17 protein-coding genes and 1 pseudogene are annotated in these 14,392 nt (G+C 61.0%); 9 read left to right on the top strand and 9 right to left on the bottom strand.

Features of this window, described 5'->3' with window-relative positions; all coding sequences use genetic code 11:
* Window positions 1-75: 75 nt before the first annotated feature.
* Window positions 76-513 (bottom strand): hemerythrin domain-containing protein, encoded by a 438-nt coding sequence (locus ACOYXI_RS02145; RefSeq protein ID WP_027614687.1) that lies wholly within the window; start codon window positions 511-513, stop codon window positions 76-78.
* 147 nt (window positions 514-660) lie between these two features.
* Between ACOYXI_RS02145 and ACOYXI_RS02140 the strand changes: the two genes are divergently transcribed.
* Window positions 661-1,086 (top strand): GNAT family N-acetyltransferase, encoded by a 426-nt coding sequence (locus ACOYXI_RS02140; protein ID WP_135295449.1) that lies wholly within the window; start codon window positions 661-663, stop codon window positions 1,084-1,086.
* Between the two features lie 110 nt (window positions 1,087-1,196).
* Here the strand turns inward: ACOYXI_RS02140 and ACOYXI_RS02135 are convergent, their stop codons facing one another.
* Window positions 1,197-1,547: a hypothetical protein gene (locus ACOYXI_RS02135; protein ID WP_097088098.1), complete on the bottom strand. Its 351-nt coding sequence runs from the start codon at window positions 1,545-1,547 to the stop codon at window positions 1,197-1,199.
* 134 nt (window positions 1,548-1,681) lie between these two features.
* Here ACOYXI_RS02135 and ACOYXI_RS02130 point away from each other — a divergent pair, with 134 nt between their 5' ends.
* On the top strand, window positions 1,682-2,011 hold the full coding sequence (locus ACOYXI_RS02130) for a DUF6388 family protein (RefSeq protein ID WP_135296916.1): 330 nt from the start codon (window positions 1,682-1,684) through the stop codon (window positions 2,009-2,011).
* A 25-nt stretch (window positions 2,012-2,036) separates the two neighbouring features.
* Complete coding sequence (locus ACOYXI_RS02125; RefSeq protein ID WP_027614683.1) at window positions 2,037-2,741, top strand: YoaK family protein; 705 nt, start codon at window positions 2,037-2,039, stop codon at window positions 2,739-2,741.
* 134 nt (window positions 2,742-2,875) lie between these two features.
* On the opposite strand, the gene ACOYXI_RS02120 is transcribed toward ACOYXI_RS02125, so the two are convergent.
* The gene (locus ACOYXI_RS02120; protein ID WP_461675585.1) at window positions 2,876-3,013 is read right to left on the bottom strand and encodes a hypothetical protein; all 138 of its coding nucleotides are present in this window, start codon (window positions 3,011-3,013) and stop codon (window positions 2,876-2,878) included.
* Between ACOYXI_RS02120 and tusD the strand changes: the two are divergent.
* The 6 genes and pseudogenes from tusD to ACOYXI_RS02090 all read left to right on the top strand — a co-directional run bounded on the left by tusD (window position 2,978) and on the right by ACOYXI_RS02090 (window position 6,386).
* A pseudogene (tusD, locus tag ACOYXI_RS02115) lies at window positions 2,978-3,312 on the top strand (sulfurtransferase complex subunit TusD). The gene ACOYXI_RS02120 and the pseudogene tusD overlap by 36 nt on opposite strands.
* Window position 3,313: 1 nt before the next feature.
* Complete coding sequence (tusC, locus tag ACOYXI_RS02110; RefSeq protein WP_461674221.1) at window positions 3,314-3,670, top strand: sulfurtransferase complex subunit TusC; 357 nt, start codon at window positions 3,314-3,316, stop codon at window positions 3,668-3,670.
* The gene (gene tusB, locus ACOYXI_RS02105) at window positions 3,670-3,963 is read left to right on the top strand and encodes a sulfurtransferase complex subunit TusB (RefSeq protein ID WP_461674220.1); all 294 of its coding nucleotides are present in this window, start codon (window positions 3,670-3,672) and stop codon (window positions 3,961-3,963) included. The genes tusC and tusB overlap by 1 nt, the downstream gene beginning before the upstream one ends.
* A complete protein-coding gene (locus tag ACOYXI_RS02100; protein WP_098968162.1) occupies window positions 3,960-4,295 on the top strand; it encodes a TusE/DsrC/DsvC family sulfur relay protein in 336 nt (111 codons plus the stop codon). The genes tusB and ACOYXI_RS02100 overlap by 4 nt, the downstream gene beginning before the upstream one ends.
* Window positions 4,292-5,293 (top strand): glycosyl transferase family protein, encoded by a 1,002-nt coding sequence (locus ACOYXI_RS02095; RefSeq protein ID WP_461674219.1) that lies wholly within the window; start codon window positions 4,292-4,294, stop codon window positions 5,291-5,293. Before ACOYXI_RS02100 ends, ACOYXI_RS02095 begins: the two co-directional genes overlap by 4 nt.
* A 91-nt stretch (window positions 5,294-5,384) precedes the next feature.
* Window positions 5,385-6,386 (top strand): glutathione S-transferase family protein, encoded by a 1,002-nt coding sequence (locus ACOYXI_RS02090; protein WP_461674218.1) that lies wholly within the window; start codon window positions 5,385-5,387, stop codon window positions 6,384-6,386.
* A gap of 116 nt (window positions 6,387-6,502) precedes the next feature.
* Here ACOYXI_RS02090 and cysG read toward each other — a convergent pair whose 3' ends face one another.
* From cysG to ACOYXI_RS02060, 6 genes are all read right to left on the bottom strand, one after another.
* Window positions 6,503-7,897, bottom strand: a complete 1,395-nt coding sequence (cysG, locus tag ACOYXI_RS02085; RefSeq protein WP_098968159.1) for a siroheme synthase CysG — start codon at window positions 7,895-7,897, stop codon at window positions 6,503-6,505.
* Complete coding sequence (serS, locus tag ACOYXI_RS02080) at window positions 7,898-9,178, bottom strand: serine--tRNA ligase (protein ID WP_003223852.1); 1,281 nt, start codon at window positions 9,176-9,178, stop codon at window positions 7,898-7,900. It abuts the gene before it with no gap.
* 15 nt (window positions 9,179-9,193) lie between these two features.
* The gene (gene crcB / locus ACOYXI_RS02075) at window positions 9,194-9,568 is read right to left on the bottom strand and encodes a fluoride efflux transporter CrcB (RefSeq protein ID WP_027614675.1); all 375 of its coding nucleotides are present in this window, start codon (window positions 9,566-9,568) and stop codon (window positions 9,194-9,196) included.
* Window positions 9,568-10,890, bottom strand: a complete 1,323-nt coding sequence (locus tag ACOYXI_RS02070) for a replication-associated recombination protein A (RefSeq protein ID WP_003223849.1) — start codon at window positions 10,888-10,890, stop codon at window positions 9,568-9,570. Before ACOYXI_RS02070 ends, crcB begins: the two co-directional genes overlap by 1 nt.
* A gap of 172 nt (window positions 10,891-11,062) precedes the next feature.
* Entirely contained in the window at window positions 11,063-11,683 is a 621-nt protein-coding gene (gene lolA / locus ACOYXI_RS02065; RefSeq protein ID WP_007966612.1) for an outer membrane lipoprotein chaperone LolA, read from the bottom strand.
* 67 nt (window positions 11,684-11,750) lie between these two features.
* Complete coding sequence (locus ACOYXI_RS02060; RefSeq protein ID WP_098968156.1) at window positions 11,751-14,159, bottom strand: DNA translocase FtsK; 2,409 nt, start codon at window positions 14,157-14,159, stop codon at window positions 11,751-11,753.
* Between the last annotated feature and the right edge of the window lie 233 nt (window positions 14,160-14,392).

Here is a 14,392-nt window from a genome sequence, read left to right as displayed (position 1 = left end):
CTTATTACGACAAGACCCACCCAACGCATGGCCAAAGGCCTACACGCCGACACTGCAAAAACTGGCATTCAGTACTTATGGCAGTTGCGCCTGGTACTCCTTTTCGTACTGGCCAGCGAGCTGTTCCTTTTGCTTGTCATCGAGCAATTTGCCGGCCATCTGGAAGAACTTCTGCTCTTCTTCCTTGAGATGGTGATGGACTTTGTCGGAGAGCTTCTTCGCCGTTGCCAGCCACGCCGGGCTGGACATCTCGGTCTCGTCCAGCTCTTCCATCATCTCGTCCATTTCATGGTGCTCGGAGATGGCATGGCGACTGAGGTCGACACCGTTGTCGAACTCCATCAGCGGGATGTAGAAGTGCCGCTCTTCGGCGGTTTCATGGGCCTGAAGTTCAGCCTTGAGCTGTTTGTAGGCCTCAACCCGCTCCGGAGTATCACCGCTGGTTTCGACCAGGGCTTTGGCGTAACTGCGCTGGCGGTCGTGGCTTTCGCGAAGGGCTTCGAAAATATTCATGGGGGATCCTCATCAACCGCGTTCGGAATGACGCTGTAAAAGCTAGACCCCGGCGCGACAGCGGCGGTTCCAAAGGGATGAGGAAGGACTTGGAAGACGCTCCCCGGGCAGGATAGGCTGGCGGTTCATCTCACAAGGAAGTTGCACATGACGTTGCGAATCGAGCTGTCGCAGAACCCTACGGAAGAACAGCGCAAAGCCATTCTCGAGCCTTTGATTGCGTATAACGACGCCCGGACCGGTGGTTCCACATCTGAACCTTTCGCCCTGCTGGTGCGCGATGAACACGACGCGATTCTCGGCGGTTTGTACGGCCGGGTGATCTTCCAGTGGATGTACATCGAGTTGCTGTGCGTCCCGGAACAGGGTCGCGGGCAACGCATCGGCTCGGAACTGATGGCCATGGCGGAAAATCTGGCCAAGGAGAAGAACTGCCTGGGCATCTGGCTGGACACCTTCGATTTTCAGGCGCCGGCGTTCTACCAGAAGCTGGGATTCAGCCAGTTTGGCGAGATCGTTGATTACCCGCCGGGGCATAGCCGGCATTATTTCCAGAAGCGCTTGATCGGTTGAATTCATTGGCCTCATCGCGAGCAGGCTCACTCCTACAGGATCGGTGGCAAACACAAATCCAGTGTGGGAGCCAGCCTGCTGGCGATAACGGCAGCCGCTTCAACGCATGATCAGAGGCAGGTCGCCAACGCCGCCAACCGGCGCTTGGCAACAAAATCGTCCTTCTGCGCGTAGTAGTTGAGCACGGTTCCCGACGCATCGCTGGTCACGTCGACAAATGACTCTGCGGAACGGGTGTACACCGTCGAGCCACCCTTCTTGCCCGGTTGCAGATACGCTCCGGCGTCCACGCCAAACACTGCTTCGTCCTGCCAGCCGAACTGTACGCACTGAGCGACAACTTTCTCCGGCTTGTCCGAAGTCAGAACCTTGTACGGGGCTTTGGTGCGAGAATCGTCCATCACCGAACCCGCGCAGCCAGCCAGCAGGGTCGCGGCCAGCGCTACCATCAGAATTCGCATTGCATTCGCTCATTCAGAAAAAAGCGGACTGTATCACCGCAACAGGCAAAATCGTTCTGCTTTACTGCATTTATAGCGCGACATGCGACGGCCGCTCCGGCACCCTAGGGTCATCAGCCTCACAAGGAACACACATGGCGCCCACCGACCAGCGACATGAACAAGCCCTGAAACTGTTTCTCGACGCGCGCCCCGAACTGCGCGAATCCCTCGATCATCTCAATCCGCTGCTGGCCCAGGCCAAAGGCGAAACCCCGGCGCAGTATCGTGAAGAACGCCTGCACGAAGCCTTCGAGGCCGAGGCGGAAAATCAGGGGCTGTTCGCCTGGGAACTGACCTTGCGACTCACGGCTGCATCGCCCCAGGAGTATCAGGCCCAGCGCATGGAGGTGCATCGCGAGGTAGCGGAAATGGCGCACATGAGCTGGAAGGATTACTGCGATCTGTATGGGCTGGAACCGTAAACGCCGCTGAAGGATATCGTCGCCGATGCTGCCCTCCACTTCGACTCACCGCGCCACCTCCGGGCATCTGCATCGGCAGAAATGGCGCGGGCGCATCGGTCTGGCGCTGGTGGCCAGCCTGTCAGTGCTGGCGGGCATGACCGACGCGATCGGCTTCATGGCCAGCGGCGATTTCGTTTCTTTCATGAGCGGTAATACCACGCGGCTGGCGGTGGCGATCAGTGACGGCGACCTCGGACTGACTTTGCGCCTGATCATCCTCGTCGTCACCTTCGTGATCGGTAATGCCTTGGGGATCGTGATCGGGCGCCTCGGTGGTCGGCGCACATTGCCCTTGTTGCTGTGCATCGCCACCCTGCTTTGCCTGGCGGCGGCATGGCCGTACGACACGCAACTGCCGGCGCTGCTGGCGGCGATCATCGCGATGGGCATGCTCAACGCGGCGGTCGAGGAAGTGAATGGCCTGCCAGTGGGCCTGACGTACGTGACCGGAGCGCTGTCGCGGTTCGGCCGTGGACTGGGGCGCTGGATGCTCGGCGAACGCCGTAATGGCTGGCGGGTGCAACTGGTGCCGTGGAGCGGGATGTTCATCGGCGCGATACTCGGCGCAGTGCTGGAACATCATTTCGGACTTCGGGCATTGTTCGCCAGCGGCTTGCTGGCGGCGGTGCTGGGCGTGCTGTCCCTGAGCATTCCGCGGCGTTGGCAACTGGGCTATATGCCGCGCTGAAATACGATCCTGTGGGAGCGGGCTTGCTCGCGAAAGCGGTGCATCAGTCAAAGATGTGTCGAATGACCCAACGCCTTCGCGAGCAAGCCCGCTCCCACAGAGGGCATGTGCTTCACTTGGTTTCGCGGCTGCCTTCATAAAGCTTTATCATGGCCGCAGTTTTGCTGATCGAGTCCGTCATGAAGTTCGCCATTGCGCTGTTTTCCGCCGCCCATGCGCCCTCCTCGCGCCGTGCCCTGCTGTTTGCGCAGGCTGCGCTGGCCGGCGGGCATGAGATTGTCCGGCTGTTTTTTATCAGGACGGCGTCTACAACGCCTCCGACGCGGTGGTCACCCCGCAGGACGAACTGGACCTGCCCAAACAGTGGCGCGCGTTCATCAGCGAGCAGCAACTGGACGGCGTGGTGTGCATCGCCGCCGCCCTGCGCCGTGGCGTGCTGAATGACGAAGAAGCCAAACGCTACCAGCGTGATGCCGTCGCGGTCAGCGCGCCGTGGGAGTTGTCCGGCCTCGGCCAGTTGCACGACGCGGTGCAGGACGCCGATCGACTGATCTGTTTCGGAGGCGCGTGAAATGGCCAAATCCCTTTTGATCATCAGCAGCCAGTCGCCATGGTCCGGCCCCGGCGCCCGCGAAGCGCTGGACATCGTCCTGGCTGGCGGCGCGTTCGATCTGCCGATCGGCCTGCTGTTTCTCGACGATGGCGTGTTGCAACTGGCCGCCGGACAGAACGCCAAGGCCCTGCAACAGAAAGACCTCAGTGCCAATCTGCAGGCGCTGCCGATGTTCGGCGTTGAAGAACTGTTCTACTGCACCGACAGCGCCAGCGCCCGTGGCCTGAGCACGCTGTCGCTGGACGAAGCGCAGCCGCTCGGCGCCAGCGAAATCACCGCCCTTATTGACCGTTACGACCAGGTGATCACCCTCTGATGTCGACTTTGCATGTGTTGTCTCATTCCCCGTTCGGCGATGATCGCCTGAGCAGTTGCCTGCGCGTGATCGGCGCTGCCGACGCCTTACTGTTATCCGGCGACGCGGTCTACGCCCTGCAACCGGGCACTGCGCCATTCGCCACGCTGAACGAGCGCCGGGGCAAGCTATTCGCCCTCGCCGAAGACCTGCAGGCCCGTGCCATCGTTGCTCCCGACTGGGCCGAAGCCATCGATTACCCGGCCTTCGTCGAACTGTCGATCCACCACGACAAGGTCAACAGTTGGCTATGAACTCGATGACTGTCGGCGCCCGCGCCATCGAACTGGACAAGGACGGCTTTCTGGTCGACCTCGACGACTGGTCTCATGACGTTGCCAGCGCCCTCGCCGTCGCTGAAGACATCGAACTGACCGCGGAACACTGGGAAGTCCTCGAACTGCTGCGCAGTTTCTACGCAGAATTCCAGCTGTCGCCGGCCACCCGCCCGCTGATCAAGTACACCGCACTCAAACTCGGCCCGGACAAAGGCAACAGCCTGCACCTGAACCGACTGTTCAAAGGCACCCCTGCCAAACTCGCCGCGAAACTGGCGGGCCTGCCCAAACCGACGAATTGCTTATGACCGACTTTCCAGCGCTGACCCTCGAAACGCCCGCCGAGCACCCGTTCGCGCAGTTCGTACGGATCCTCGGCAAGGGCAAACGCGGCGCCCGCGACCTGACCCGTGAAGAAGCGCGGGAAGCCATGGGCATGGTGCTCGACGACAAAGTCGAAGACACCCAGCTCGGCGCCTTTCTGATGCTGCTTCGGCACAAGGAAGAAAGCGCGGAGGAAATGGCCGGTTTCACCGAAGCCTTGCGCGAGCGCCTGTCAGCGCCAACGCTGAATGTCGATCTGGACTGGCCGACCTATGCCGGCAAGAAACGCCATCTGCCGTGGTACCTGCTGTCGGCCAAGTGCCTGGCGCAAAACGGCGTGCGGATTTTCATGCACGGCGGCGGCGCGCACACCGCCGGACGTCTGTACACCGAACAACTGCTTGGCGAGCTGAACATCCCGCTGTGCCGCACCTGGCAGCAAGTCGGCAGCGCGCTGGACCACGGCGGTCTGGCGTTCATGCCGCTGATCGACTGGGCGCCACAGTTGCAGAAGATGATCGACCTGCGCAACACCATGGGCCTGCGCTCGCCGATTCACTCGCTGGCACGCATCCTCAATCCACTGCGCGCCCGTTGTGGCCTGCAAAGTATTTTCCACCCGGGCTATCAAGCGGTGCATCGCGAGGCCAGCGGTCTGCTCGGCGACACGGCGATCGTGGTCAAGGGCGATGGCGGCGAAATCGAGATCAACCCGGATGCCGACAGCCATCTTTACGGCACCAGGGGCGGCGAGAGCTGGGACGAGGAATGGCCGCAGCTGTCGAGCCAGCGCCACGTCAAACCGGCCTCGCTGGACGTCGAACATCTCAAGGCTGTGTGGCGCGGCGAGGTGGTCGACAGCTATCCGCAAATGGCCCTGATTTCGACCATGGCCTTGGCCCTGCGCGGTCTCGGTCAAAGTCGCGAGCAGGCGTTCGCAACCGCCGAGCAATACTGGGCGGCGCGTAACAAATCGATTTAACCGATCATCGACGCCCGATCTTTGCGCTTTTTGTTCGAACTCATCGGAATAGACTCGGCTCCAACGCTTATTGGATTCAGGAGTCTTGATCATGGGTTTACTCGTCGACGGCCACTGGCAGGACAAGTGGTACGAAAGCAGCAAGGACGGCGCCTTTCAGCGCGAACAGGCGCAGCGTCGCCACTGGGTCACCGCAGATGGCCAGCCCGGGCCGAGCGGTGAAGGCGGTTTCGCCGCCGAAGCCGGGCGCTATCACCTTTACGTTTCCCTCGCCTGCCCGTGGGCACACCGCACGCTGATTCTGCGCAAGCTCAAAGGTCTGGAAAGCCTGATCGACGTGTCCGTGGTCAGTTGGCTGATGCTGGAAAACGGCTGGACCTTCGACCAAACCCTTGGCTCGACCGGCGACAAGCTCGACCACTTCGACTTCATGCATCAGCGCTACACCGCCGACACGCCGGACTACACCGGCCGTGTCACTGTGCCGGTGCTGTGGGACAAAAAGCTCAAGCGCATTGTCAGCAATGAGTCGGCGGAAATCATCCGCATGTTCAACAGCGCCTTCGATGACCTGACCGGTAACGAACTGGACTTCTACCCGGCACCGTTACACGGCGAGATTGATGCACTGAACGAACGGATTTATCCGGCGGTGAACAACGGTGTGTATCGCGCCGGCTTTGCCACCTCGCAACAGGCTTATGAAGAGGCGTTCGATGAGGTGTTTGCCGAGCTGGATCACTTGGAACGGGTGCTGGGCGCCAATCGCTATCTGACGGGTGAATACCTGACCGAGGCCGATGTGCGACTGTTCACCACGCTGATTCGCTTCGATGCGGTGTACCACGGGCACTTCAAGTGCAATCTGCGGCGGATTGCCGATTACCCGAACCTGTCGAACTGGCTGCGTGAGCTGTATCAGTGGCCGGGGATTGGCGAGACGGTGGATTCTCAGCACATCAAAAACCACTACTACGGTAGCCACAAGACCATCAATCCGACGGGGATTGTGCCGAAGGGGCCGAAGCAGGATTTCACCATCGCTCATGATCGGGAGCGGCTGAGCGGGAAAGGAGTTTGGCGGCGGGGTTAATTGATTCGGTGTTTTTGAGGGCCTCTTCGCGAGCAAGCCCGCTCCCACATTGGATCTGTGTCATGCACAAATCCAATGTGGGAGCGGGCTTGCTCGCGAATGAGGGCAACTCGTTTTCAGACCTGCGCCTGAGCCCCTTCGAACCACGCCAGTTTCTCGCGCAGCTGCACCACTTCACCGACGATCACCAGTGTCGGCGCATGCACTTCATGCTCCGCCACCAGACGCGGCAGGTCGGCCAGCGTGCCGGTGAAGACTCGCTGATTGACTGTGGTGCCCTGCTGGATCAACGCCGCCGGGGTATCCGCGCTGCGGCCGTGCTTGATCAACTGCTCGCAGATCACCGGCAAGCCCACCAGGCCCATGTAGAACACCAGCGTCTGCGCCGGGGCGACGAGGTCGGCCCACGGCAGATCGGTGGAACCGTCCTTCAGGTGGCCGGTGACGAAGCGCACCGACTGCGCGTAATCGCGGTGGGTCAGCGGAATCCCGGCATACGCCGCGCAACCGCTGGCCGCCGTGATCCCCGGCACCACCTGGAACGGAATCCCGTGGGCTGCCAGCTCTTCGATCTCTTCACCGCCGCGACCGAAGATGAACGGGTCGCCGCCCTTCAAGCGCACCACGCGTTTGCCGGCCTTGGCCAGATCCACCAGTTGCTGGTTGATCTGATCCTGTGGCACCGCATGATCAGAGCGACGCTTGCCGACATAGACGCGCTCGGCATCGCGACGGCACAGCTCAAGAATCGCCGGAGCGACCAAGCGGTCGTACAGCACCACGTCGGCTTGCTGCATCAGGCGCAAGGCGCGGAAGGTCAGCAGATCCGGATCACCCGGCCCTGCCCCCACCAGATACACCTCTCCGGTGGTGACGGTCGCTTCGCCATCAATCTTGGCCTGTAACAGCCGCTCGGCTTCATTACCCTGTCCGGCCAGTTGTCGGTCGGCAATCGGGCCCTGAAACACGTCTTCCCAGAAACCGCGACGTTGCTGCACATCCGGAAACAGGTTTTTCACCTGATTGCGGAAACGTGCGGCCAGTCCGGCCAATTGGCCATAGGTTGAGGGAATCCAGGTTTCGATCTTGGCGCGAATCAGCCGCGCCAGCACTGGCGCATCGCCGCCGCTGGACACTGCAATAATCAGCGGCGAGCGATCGACGATCGCCGGGAAGATCACGCTGCACAGCTGCGGCGCATCGACCACGTTGACCGGCACGCAACGCCGATGGGCATCGCTGGAGACTTGAGCGTTGAGCGTTTCGTCGTCGGTGGCGGCGATGATCAGCCCGCAACCGTCCAGATCCGCTTCCACGTAACCACGCAGCAGACATTCGCCACCGCTGGCGCTGACCAGTTCGCGCAGTTGCGCTTCGATTTCAGGTGCGACCACCCGCAGCAGCGCACCGGCATCGGCCAGCAGGCGGGATTTGCGCAAGGCAATTTCCCCCCCACCGACCACCAACACACGACTGCCGCGCAGGTTGTGAAACAGCGGCAGATATTTCATTTAGCCGATGACCTCGAGGCCACCCATGTACGGCTTCAGTACGTCCGGCACGCGGATCGAACCGTCGGCCTGCTGGTAGTTTTCCAGCACCGCCACCAGCGTACGACCGACCGCCAGACCCGAACCGTTGAGAGTGTGTACCAGCTCAGGCTTGCCGGTTTCCGGGTTGCGGAAACGCGCCTGCATGCGGCGGGCCTGGAAGTCGCCGCAGTTGGAGCACGACGAAATTTCGCGGTACTTGTCCTGGCTCGGAATCCACACTTCGAGGTCGTAGGTCTTGACGGCACTGAAGCCCATGTCGCCGGTGCACAGCGCCAGGGTGCGGTAAGGCAGACCCAGCAGTTGCAAGACTTTTTCGGCGTTGGCGGTCAGGCCTTCCAGCGCTTCCATCGAAGTCGACGGCTCGACGATCTGGACCATTTCAACCTTGTCGAACTGGTGCTGACGGATCATGCCGCGAGTGTCGCGACCCGACGCACCGGCTTCGCTGCGGAAGCACGGGGTGTGGGCGACGAACTTGATCGGCAGCAGTTTCGAGTCGACGATTTCACCGGCCACAATGTTGGTCAGCGACACTTCGGCCGTCGGGATCAGGTACAGATCGGCTTCGCCTTCGCGAGCGATCTTGAACAGGTCTTCTTCGAACTTCGGCAGCTGACCGGTGCCTTGCAGCGCCGGGGCCTGGACCAGATAAGGCGTGTAGGCCTCTTCGTAGCCGTGCTCGTTGACGTGCAGGTTGATCATGAACTGCGCCAGAGCGCGGTGCAGACGGGCGATCGGACCGCGCAGCAGAGCGAAACGGGCGCCGGACAGCTTGGCGGCGGTTTCAAAGTCCAGCCAGCCGAACTTCTCGCCCAGTGCAACGTGGTCTTTCACTTCGAAATCGAACTGCGTCGGCGTGCCCCAGCGGCGCACTTCAACGTTATCGTCTTCGTCTTTGCCAACCGGTACCGATTCGTGCGGCAGGTTGGGGATACCCAGCAGAATCGAGTCCAGCTCGGTCTGGATCGCGTCCAGCTCGACTTTACCGGCACTCAGCTCGCCCGCCATGCGCTCGACGTCCGCCATCAGCGGCGCGATGTCTTCGCCGCGCTGCTTGGCCTGACCGATGGATTTGGAACGCGCGTTACGCTCAGCCTGCAGTGCTTCGGTGCGGGTCTGGACGGTCTTGCGCTGTTCTTCCAGCGCTTCGATGCGCGCGGTATCCAGGGCAAAGCCACGGGAAGCCAGGCGGTCCGCTACGTCCTGAAGGTTGCTACGTAACAGTTTGGAATCGAGCATGTCGGTTTCTCGTTATCAAAGTTTGGTCAGGGACAGGCCGGCCCACGTCGCGAGCAGCCCGCCGAATACGCTGATCGCCGCATAGCCCAGGGCCAGCGGCACTTGCCCGCTTTCCAGCAGGCGCACCGTATCCAGTGAAAAGGATGAAAAAGTCGTCAGCCCCCCGAGGAAGCCGACCATCAACCCGGCACGCACCTCGATCGGCACCTCCGGGCGTATCAAAAACAGGCCGTACAACACGCCAATCAGCAGACAGCCCACGATATTAACGGCCAGCGTCGCGGTATAGAAGTGCCGCGGCCAATTGGCGTTGACCCAATTGCCGGTGGCGAAGCGCAACAGGGTGCCGGCAATCCCGCCGACGGAGACCGCAACGATCAATGGAAGCACTATTTTCTCCGCTGTCTTGGGCTTAAACGGTCGAGTTGGGCGAGGTGGTTGAGCTTCTCGCCGATCTTCAATTCCAGGCCACGGGGCACCGGTTGATAGAACGGGATCGGCTCGAGCTCTTCCGGGAAATAATCTTCGCCGGCGGCATAGGCATCCGGTTCGTCGTGGGCGTAGCGGTATTCGTCGCCATAGCCCAATTGTTTCATCAGCTTGGTCGGTGCATTGCGCAAGTGCAGCGGCACTTCCAGCGAACCGTATTCGGCAGCGGCGCGCAGTGCAGTCTTGAAACCCATATACACCGCGTTGCTTTTTGGCGCGCAGGCCAGATAGGTGATGGCCTGAGCCACCGCCAATTCGCCTTCCGGGCTGCCGAGGCGCTCCTGCACCTCCCACGCCGCCAGGCACAAGCTCAGGGCGCGTGGGTCGGCGTTGCCAATGTCTTCGCTGGCCATGCGCACCACGCGCCGGGCCAGGTACAACGGATCGCAGCCGCCGTCGATCATCCGCGCGAACCAGTACAGCGCGCCGTCGGGGTTGGAGCCGCGTACCGATTTGTGCAGCGCCGAGATCTGGTCGTAGAACGCTTCGCCGCCCTTGTCGAAGCGCCGTCGGGTATCGCCGAGCAGGCTTTGCAGCAGCTCGGTGCCCATCTCGCTGTTGTCTTCGGCCAGATCCGAGGCGTTCTCCAGCAGATTGAGCAGGCGCCGGCCATCGCCATCGGCGGCCGACAGCAGCATCTGGAAGCCTTCATCGCTGAGGGTCAGGTTGCGCTTGCCCAGCCCGCGCTCTTCGGTGAGCGCGCGATGTACCAGTTTGCGCAGCGCGGTCTCGTCGAGGCTTTTCAGCACATAGACACGGGCCCGCGACAACAGCGCGTTGTTCAATTCAAATGAAGGGTTTTCGGTGGTGGCACCGATGAAAATCAGCGTGCCGTCTTCGACGTACGGCAGGAACGCATCCTGCTGCGATTTGTTGAAGCGGTGCACTTCATCGACGAACAGGATCGTGCGCTTGCCGTATTGGCCGGCCTGCTGTTTGGCGATTTCCACCGCCTGACGGATCTCCTTGACCCCGGCAAGCACCGCCGAGACCGTTTCGAAGTGCGCATCCGAGACTTCCGCGAGCAATCGCGCCAGGGTGGTCTTGCCCACGCCCGGCGGCCCCCAGAAGATCATCGAATGCAGGGCACCCTGCTCCAGCGCCTCACGCAGAGGCTTGCCGCGAGCGAGCACGTGCTCCTGACCGACATACTCATCCAGATTGGTCGCACGCAAACGCGCGGCCAGTGGCTGGGCAATCGGTGCACTGCGAAACAGATCCATCACGTAGCGTTGAAACCTCTGATTGTCTTAAAGCCTGTCGAGAACCCTGTGGTGAGGGGATTCATCCCCGACTGACTGCGTAGCAGTCACCTTTTTTGGGGCTGCTCGCAGCCCATCGGGGATGAATCCCCTCGCCACAAAAGCCCCTTCACAGAACTACAGGGCTGAGGGCTTATTCCTGGATAACGTCAGCACCCTTCGGGATGTCGAACTTGAACTTCGACGCCGACACCGCTTCGTTGGCCTTGACCCCGGTGAACAGGATGTTGGTGCGCTGACCAACGCTGTCGATCAGTTGCATGTCATTGACCAGGCCGTTGCGGAACGACAGACGCAGGCTGTCGAACAGGGTGTCCTTGGTCTTCGGCTTGAGGGTGAAGTCGATCACGCCACCTGCCTCTTTCGCGCTGATCTCGAAGCTCTGGCTGATCTTCGACACGTCACCGGACAGCAGCAGCGCCGGGGTCTGGGTCAGACGCTCGTCGAGCTTCTTGATGGTTGCCTGCTCCAGGTCCGGGTCCCACAGGGTGACTTTCTTGCCATCGGAGACCATGGTCTGCTCGTTTGGCGCTTCGGTGTGCCAGTAGAACAGGCCCGGACGCTGCAGAACCATATCACCGCGAGTTTCCTGCAACTGCGTGCCGCTGCCGTCGAGGGTCAGCTGCGAGAAGTTCGCGGTCAGGGTTTTCGATGTTTCCAGCAATTGGGTCAGACGCGCCACATCCTTGTCGTCGGCGTGGGCCGTGAACGTGGTCAGCGCCAGTACTGGCAACAGCATGCGGATAAGACGCATGGGAGTCCTCTTGAATACTCGTTGGGAGAGCGGCGGCACATCATTGTCCCGCCCTTTGCTTTTGCAATCAGTCGCGAACCGGGCCCGGGGCCAGAACTTCACGCGAACCGTTGGTGTTCATTGAGGTGACGACCCCGGCCATTTCCATGGCTTCGATCATGCGCGCAGCGCGGTTGTAACCAATCTTCAGCTTGCGCTGTACCGCGGAAATCGACGCCCGGCGGCTTTCCAGGACGAACTGTACGGCTTCGTCATACAGCGCGTCGGCTTCCGGATCATCACCGTCACCGCCACCGCTGCTGCCTTCGAAACCGCTGCCCGCCTCTTCGACACCGTTGAGGATGTCATCGTTGTATTCCGGTGCGCCACGCAGTTTCCAGGCTTCGACCACGCGGTGTACTTCATCGTCGGAAACGAACGCGCCGTGTACCCGGATCGGCAGGCTGGTGCCCGGTGGCATGTAGAGCATGTCACCGTGACCGAGCAGTTGTTCGGCGCCACCCTGGTCGATGATGGTCCGCGAGTCGATCTTGCTCGACACCTGGAACGCCATACGCGTCGGAATGTTGGCCTTGATCAGACCGGTGATCACGTCCACCGAAGGTCGCTGGGTCGCGAGGATCAGGTGAATACCGGCGGCACGCGCCTTCTGCGCGATACGCGCAATCAATTCTTCAACCTTCTTGCCGACGATCATCATCATGTCGGCGAATTCGTCGACCACCACGACGATGGTCGGCAGCTTCTGCAGCAGCGGCGCTTCGTCGTGAATGCTTTCGCGCTTGTACAACGGATCGCTCAACGGCTCGCCAGCGTCCTGGGCTTCCTTGACCTTGGCGTTGAAGCCGGACAGGTTACGCACGCCCATCTTCGCCATCAGCTTGTAGCGACGCTCCATCTCGGCAACGCTCCAGCGCAGGGCGTTGGCAGCGTCTTTCATGTCAGTTACTACCGGGCACAGCAGGTGCGGAATGCCTTCGTAGATCGACAGTTCGAGCATTTTCGGGTCGATCATGATCAGTTTGGCGTCGTCCGGGCCGGATTTGAACAGGATCGACAGGATCATCGCGTTCACGCCCACCGACTTACCGGAACCAGTGGTACCGGCGACCAGCAGGTGCGGCATCTTCGCCAGGTCAGTGATGACCGGTTTGCCGCCGATGTCGTGGCCCAGAGCCAGGGTGACCGGCGACTTGAAATTGTCGTACTCGGGGGTCGACAGCACTTCGGAGAAGCGCACGATCTGCCGGTCTTCGTTGGGGATCTCGATACCGACCGTGGTCTTGCCCGGAATCACCTCGACCACCCGCACACTGGTCACGGCCAGCGAACGTGCAAGGTCTTTCGCCAGGTTGGCGATGCGGCTGACTTTAACGCCGGCTGCAGGCTGGATTTCGTAACGGGTAATCACCGGACCCGGATGGATCGAGTCCACGGTGACTTCGACGCCGAATTCCTTGAGCTTGATCTCCAGCAAGTGGCCGACCGCTGCCAGGGATTCCGGCGAATAGTTGAGTTGTTTCTTTTCCGCAGGATCGAGGATCGAGATCGGCGGCAAGGTGCCTTCCACGGCGCTGTCGACGAACAACGGCACCTGTTTCTCTTTCTGCACACGCTTGCTTGGCTCCGGCGCCTTGACCGGGGCCGGGGCGATGACCGGCGGTACCTGCTTCTCGCGATCGGACATGTGCTTGCTCAGGGCCTGCTCGCGCTCGATCAGACGCTCCTTGACCTTGGCCTGTTCACGCTTGTCGGTGACAGTCGGGGCGACCACATCGTGAACGCGATCATCGACTTCACGCAGTTGCGCAACCAGTTGCTTACGCTCGGTTCGGGCCGACCACCAGCGGTTGATCGCGCCCTGGAACAGTTCGAACAGGTCGAGGGTGATCTTGCCGGTGACGTCCATCACCTTGAACCACGACAGGTCAGTGAATACGGTCAGGCCGAACAGGAACAGTGCAATGAACAGCAGCGTGCTGCCCTGGATATTCAGCGCGTTACGCGCCAGATCACCGAGACTTTCGCCCAGCGCCCCGCCGGCGCCCGCCGGCAGGCCGGTGGCCGCATGAAAATGGATATGCGCCAGCGCGGCGCCCGACAGCACCAGAAACACCAGACCAATCAGGCGCCAGGAGAACAGCCAGCCGCTCCACTGCCACGGCTCGTGGCGTTGACGGAAGATCTGATACGCCTTGACCGCCAGCAGCAGCGGGAAGATGTACGCGAAGTAACCCAGCACCATGAACAGGATGTCGGCGCTGTAAGAACCGGCGGGGCCGCCGAAATTCTGCACATCGTCGATCTTGCTGTTGTGGCTCCAGCCCGGATCATCCTTGCCGTAGGTCAGCAAGGCCATCATCAGGAACAGGCACAAGGCACCGATGGCGATCAATGCACCTTCCTTGAGCCGGTAGTGCAATTGCTGGCGCCAGAGCGGAACGACTGTTTTTGGTGCTGCGGTGGATTTCTTCAAAACGCTTCTTTTCCTGCGCCCGGGGCGCGTCCATCTATTGAATGTCGATAAAAAACTGCCCAATCCAGGCAGGTAAAAAAGTGAACCGGCGCATCTGAGACTACTTTTAACACTGTGCCGCAGCTTTTATAAACACAGCCATAAACACAGCGCTCTACAAATATTCTGTAACAGCCCGGCATTGTACGGGTTTGTGCGGCTGATGCCATGCTTCAACCCATAGCTGAGCATAG

Source organism: Pseudomonas sp. G3-19, from assembly GCF_054855875.1.
The sequence above is the reverse complement of the archived record's forward strand: the minus strand, read 5'-3'. Positions and strand labels throughout refer to the sequence as shown.

What these genes read in the sequence shown, in the direction of transcription:
- ACOYXI_RS02145 (WP_027614687.1), bottom strand. Translation starts at nt 513, where the DNA reads ATGAATATTTTCGAAGCCCTTCGCGAAAGCCACGACCGCCAGCGCAGT.
- ACOYXI_RS02140 (WP_135295449.1), top strand. Translation starts at nt 661, where the DNA reads ATGACGTTGCGAATCGAGCTGTCGCAGAACCCTACGGAAGAACAGCGC.
- ACOYXI_RS02135 (WP_097088098.1), bottom strand. Translation starts at nt 1,547, where the DNA reads ATGCGAATTCTGATGGTAGCGCTGGCCGCGACCCTGCTGGCTGGCTGC.
- ACOYXI_RS02130 (WP_135296916.1), top strand. Translation starts at nt 1,682, where the DNA reads ATGGCGCCCACCGACCAGCGACATGAACAAGCCCTGAAACTGTTTCTC.
- ACOYXI_RS02125 (WP_027614683.1), top strand. Translation starts at nt 2,037, where the DNA reads ATGCTGCCCTCCACTTCGACTCACCGCGCCACCTCCGGGCATCTGCAT.
- ACOYXI_RS02120 (WP_461675585.1), bottom strand. Translation starts at nt 3,013, where the DNA reads ATGCCCGCCGGCCAGCGCAGCCTGCGCAAACAGCAGGGCACGGCGCGA.
- tusC (WP_461674221.1), top strand. Translation starts at nt 3,314, where the DNA reads ATGGCCAAATCCCTTTTGATCATCAGCAGCCAGTCGCCATGGTCCGGC.
- tusB (WP_461674220.1), top strand. Translation starts at nt 3,670, where the DNA reads ATGTCGACTTTGCATGTGTTGTCTCATTCCCCGTTCGGCGATGATCGC.
- ACOYXI_RS02100 (WP_098968162.1), top strand. Translation starts at nt 3,960, where the DNA reads ATGAACTCGATGACTGTCGGCGCCCGCGCCATCGAACTGGACAAGGAC.
- ACOYXI_RS02095 (WP_461674219.1), top strand. Translation starts at nt 4,292, where the DNA reads ATGACCGACTTTCCAGCGCTGACCCTCGAAACGCCCGCCGAGCACCCG.
- ACOYXI_RS02090 (WP_461674218.1), top strand. Translation starts at nt 5,385, where the DNA reads ATGGGTTTACTCGTCGACGGCCACTGGCAGGACAAGTGGTACGAAAGC.
- cysG (WP_098968159.1), bottom strand. Translation starts at nt 7,897, where the DNA reads ATGAAATATCTGCCGCTGTTTCACAACCTGCGCGGCAGTCGTGTGTTG.
- serS (WP_003223852.1), bottom strand. Translation starts at nt 9,178, where the DNA reads ATGCTCGATTCCAAACTGTTACGTAGCAACCTTCAGGACGTAGCGGAC.
- ACOYXI_RS02070 (WP_003223849.1), bottom strand. Translation starts at nt 10,890, where the DNA reads ATGGATCTGTTTCGCAGTGCACCGATTGCCCAGCCACTGGCCGCGCGT.
- lolA (WP_007966612.1), bottom strand. Translation starts at nt 11,683, where the DNA reads ATGCGTCTTATCCGCATGCTGTTGCCAGTACTGGCGCTGACCACGTTC.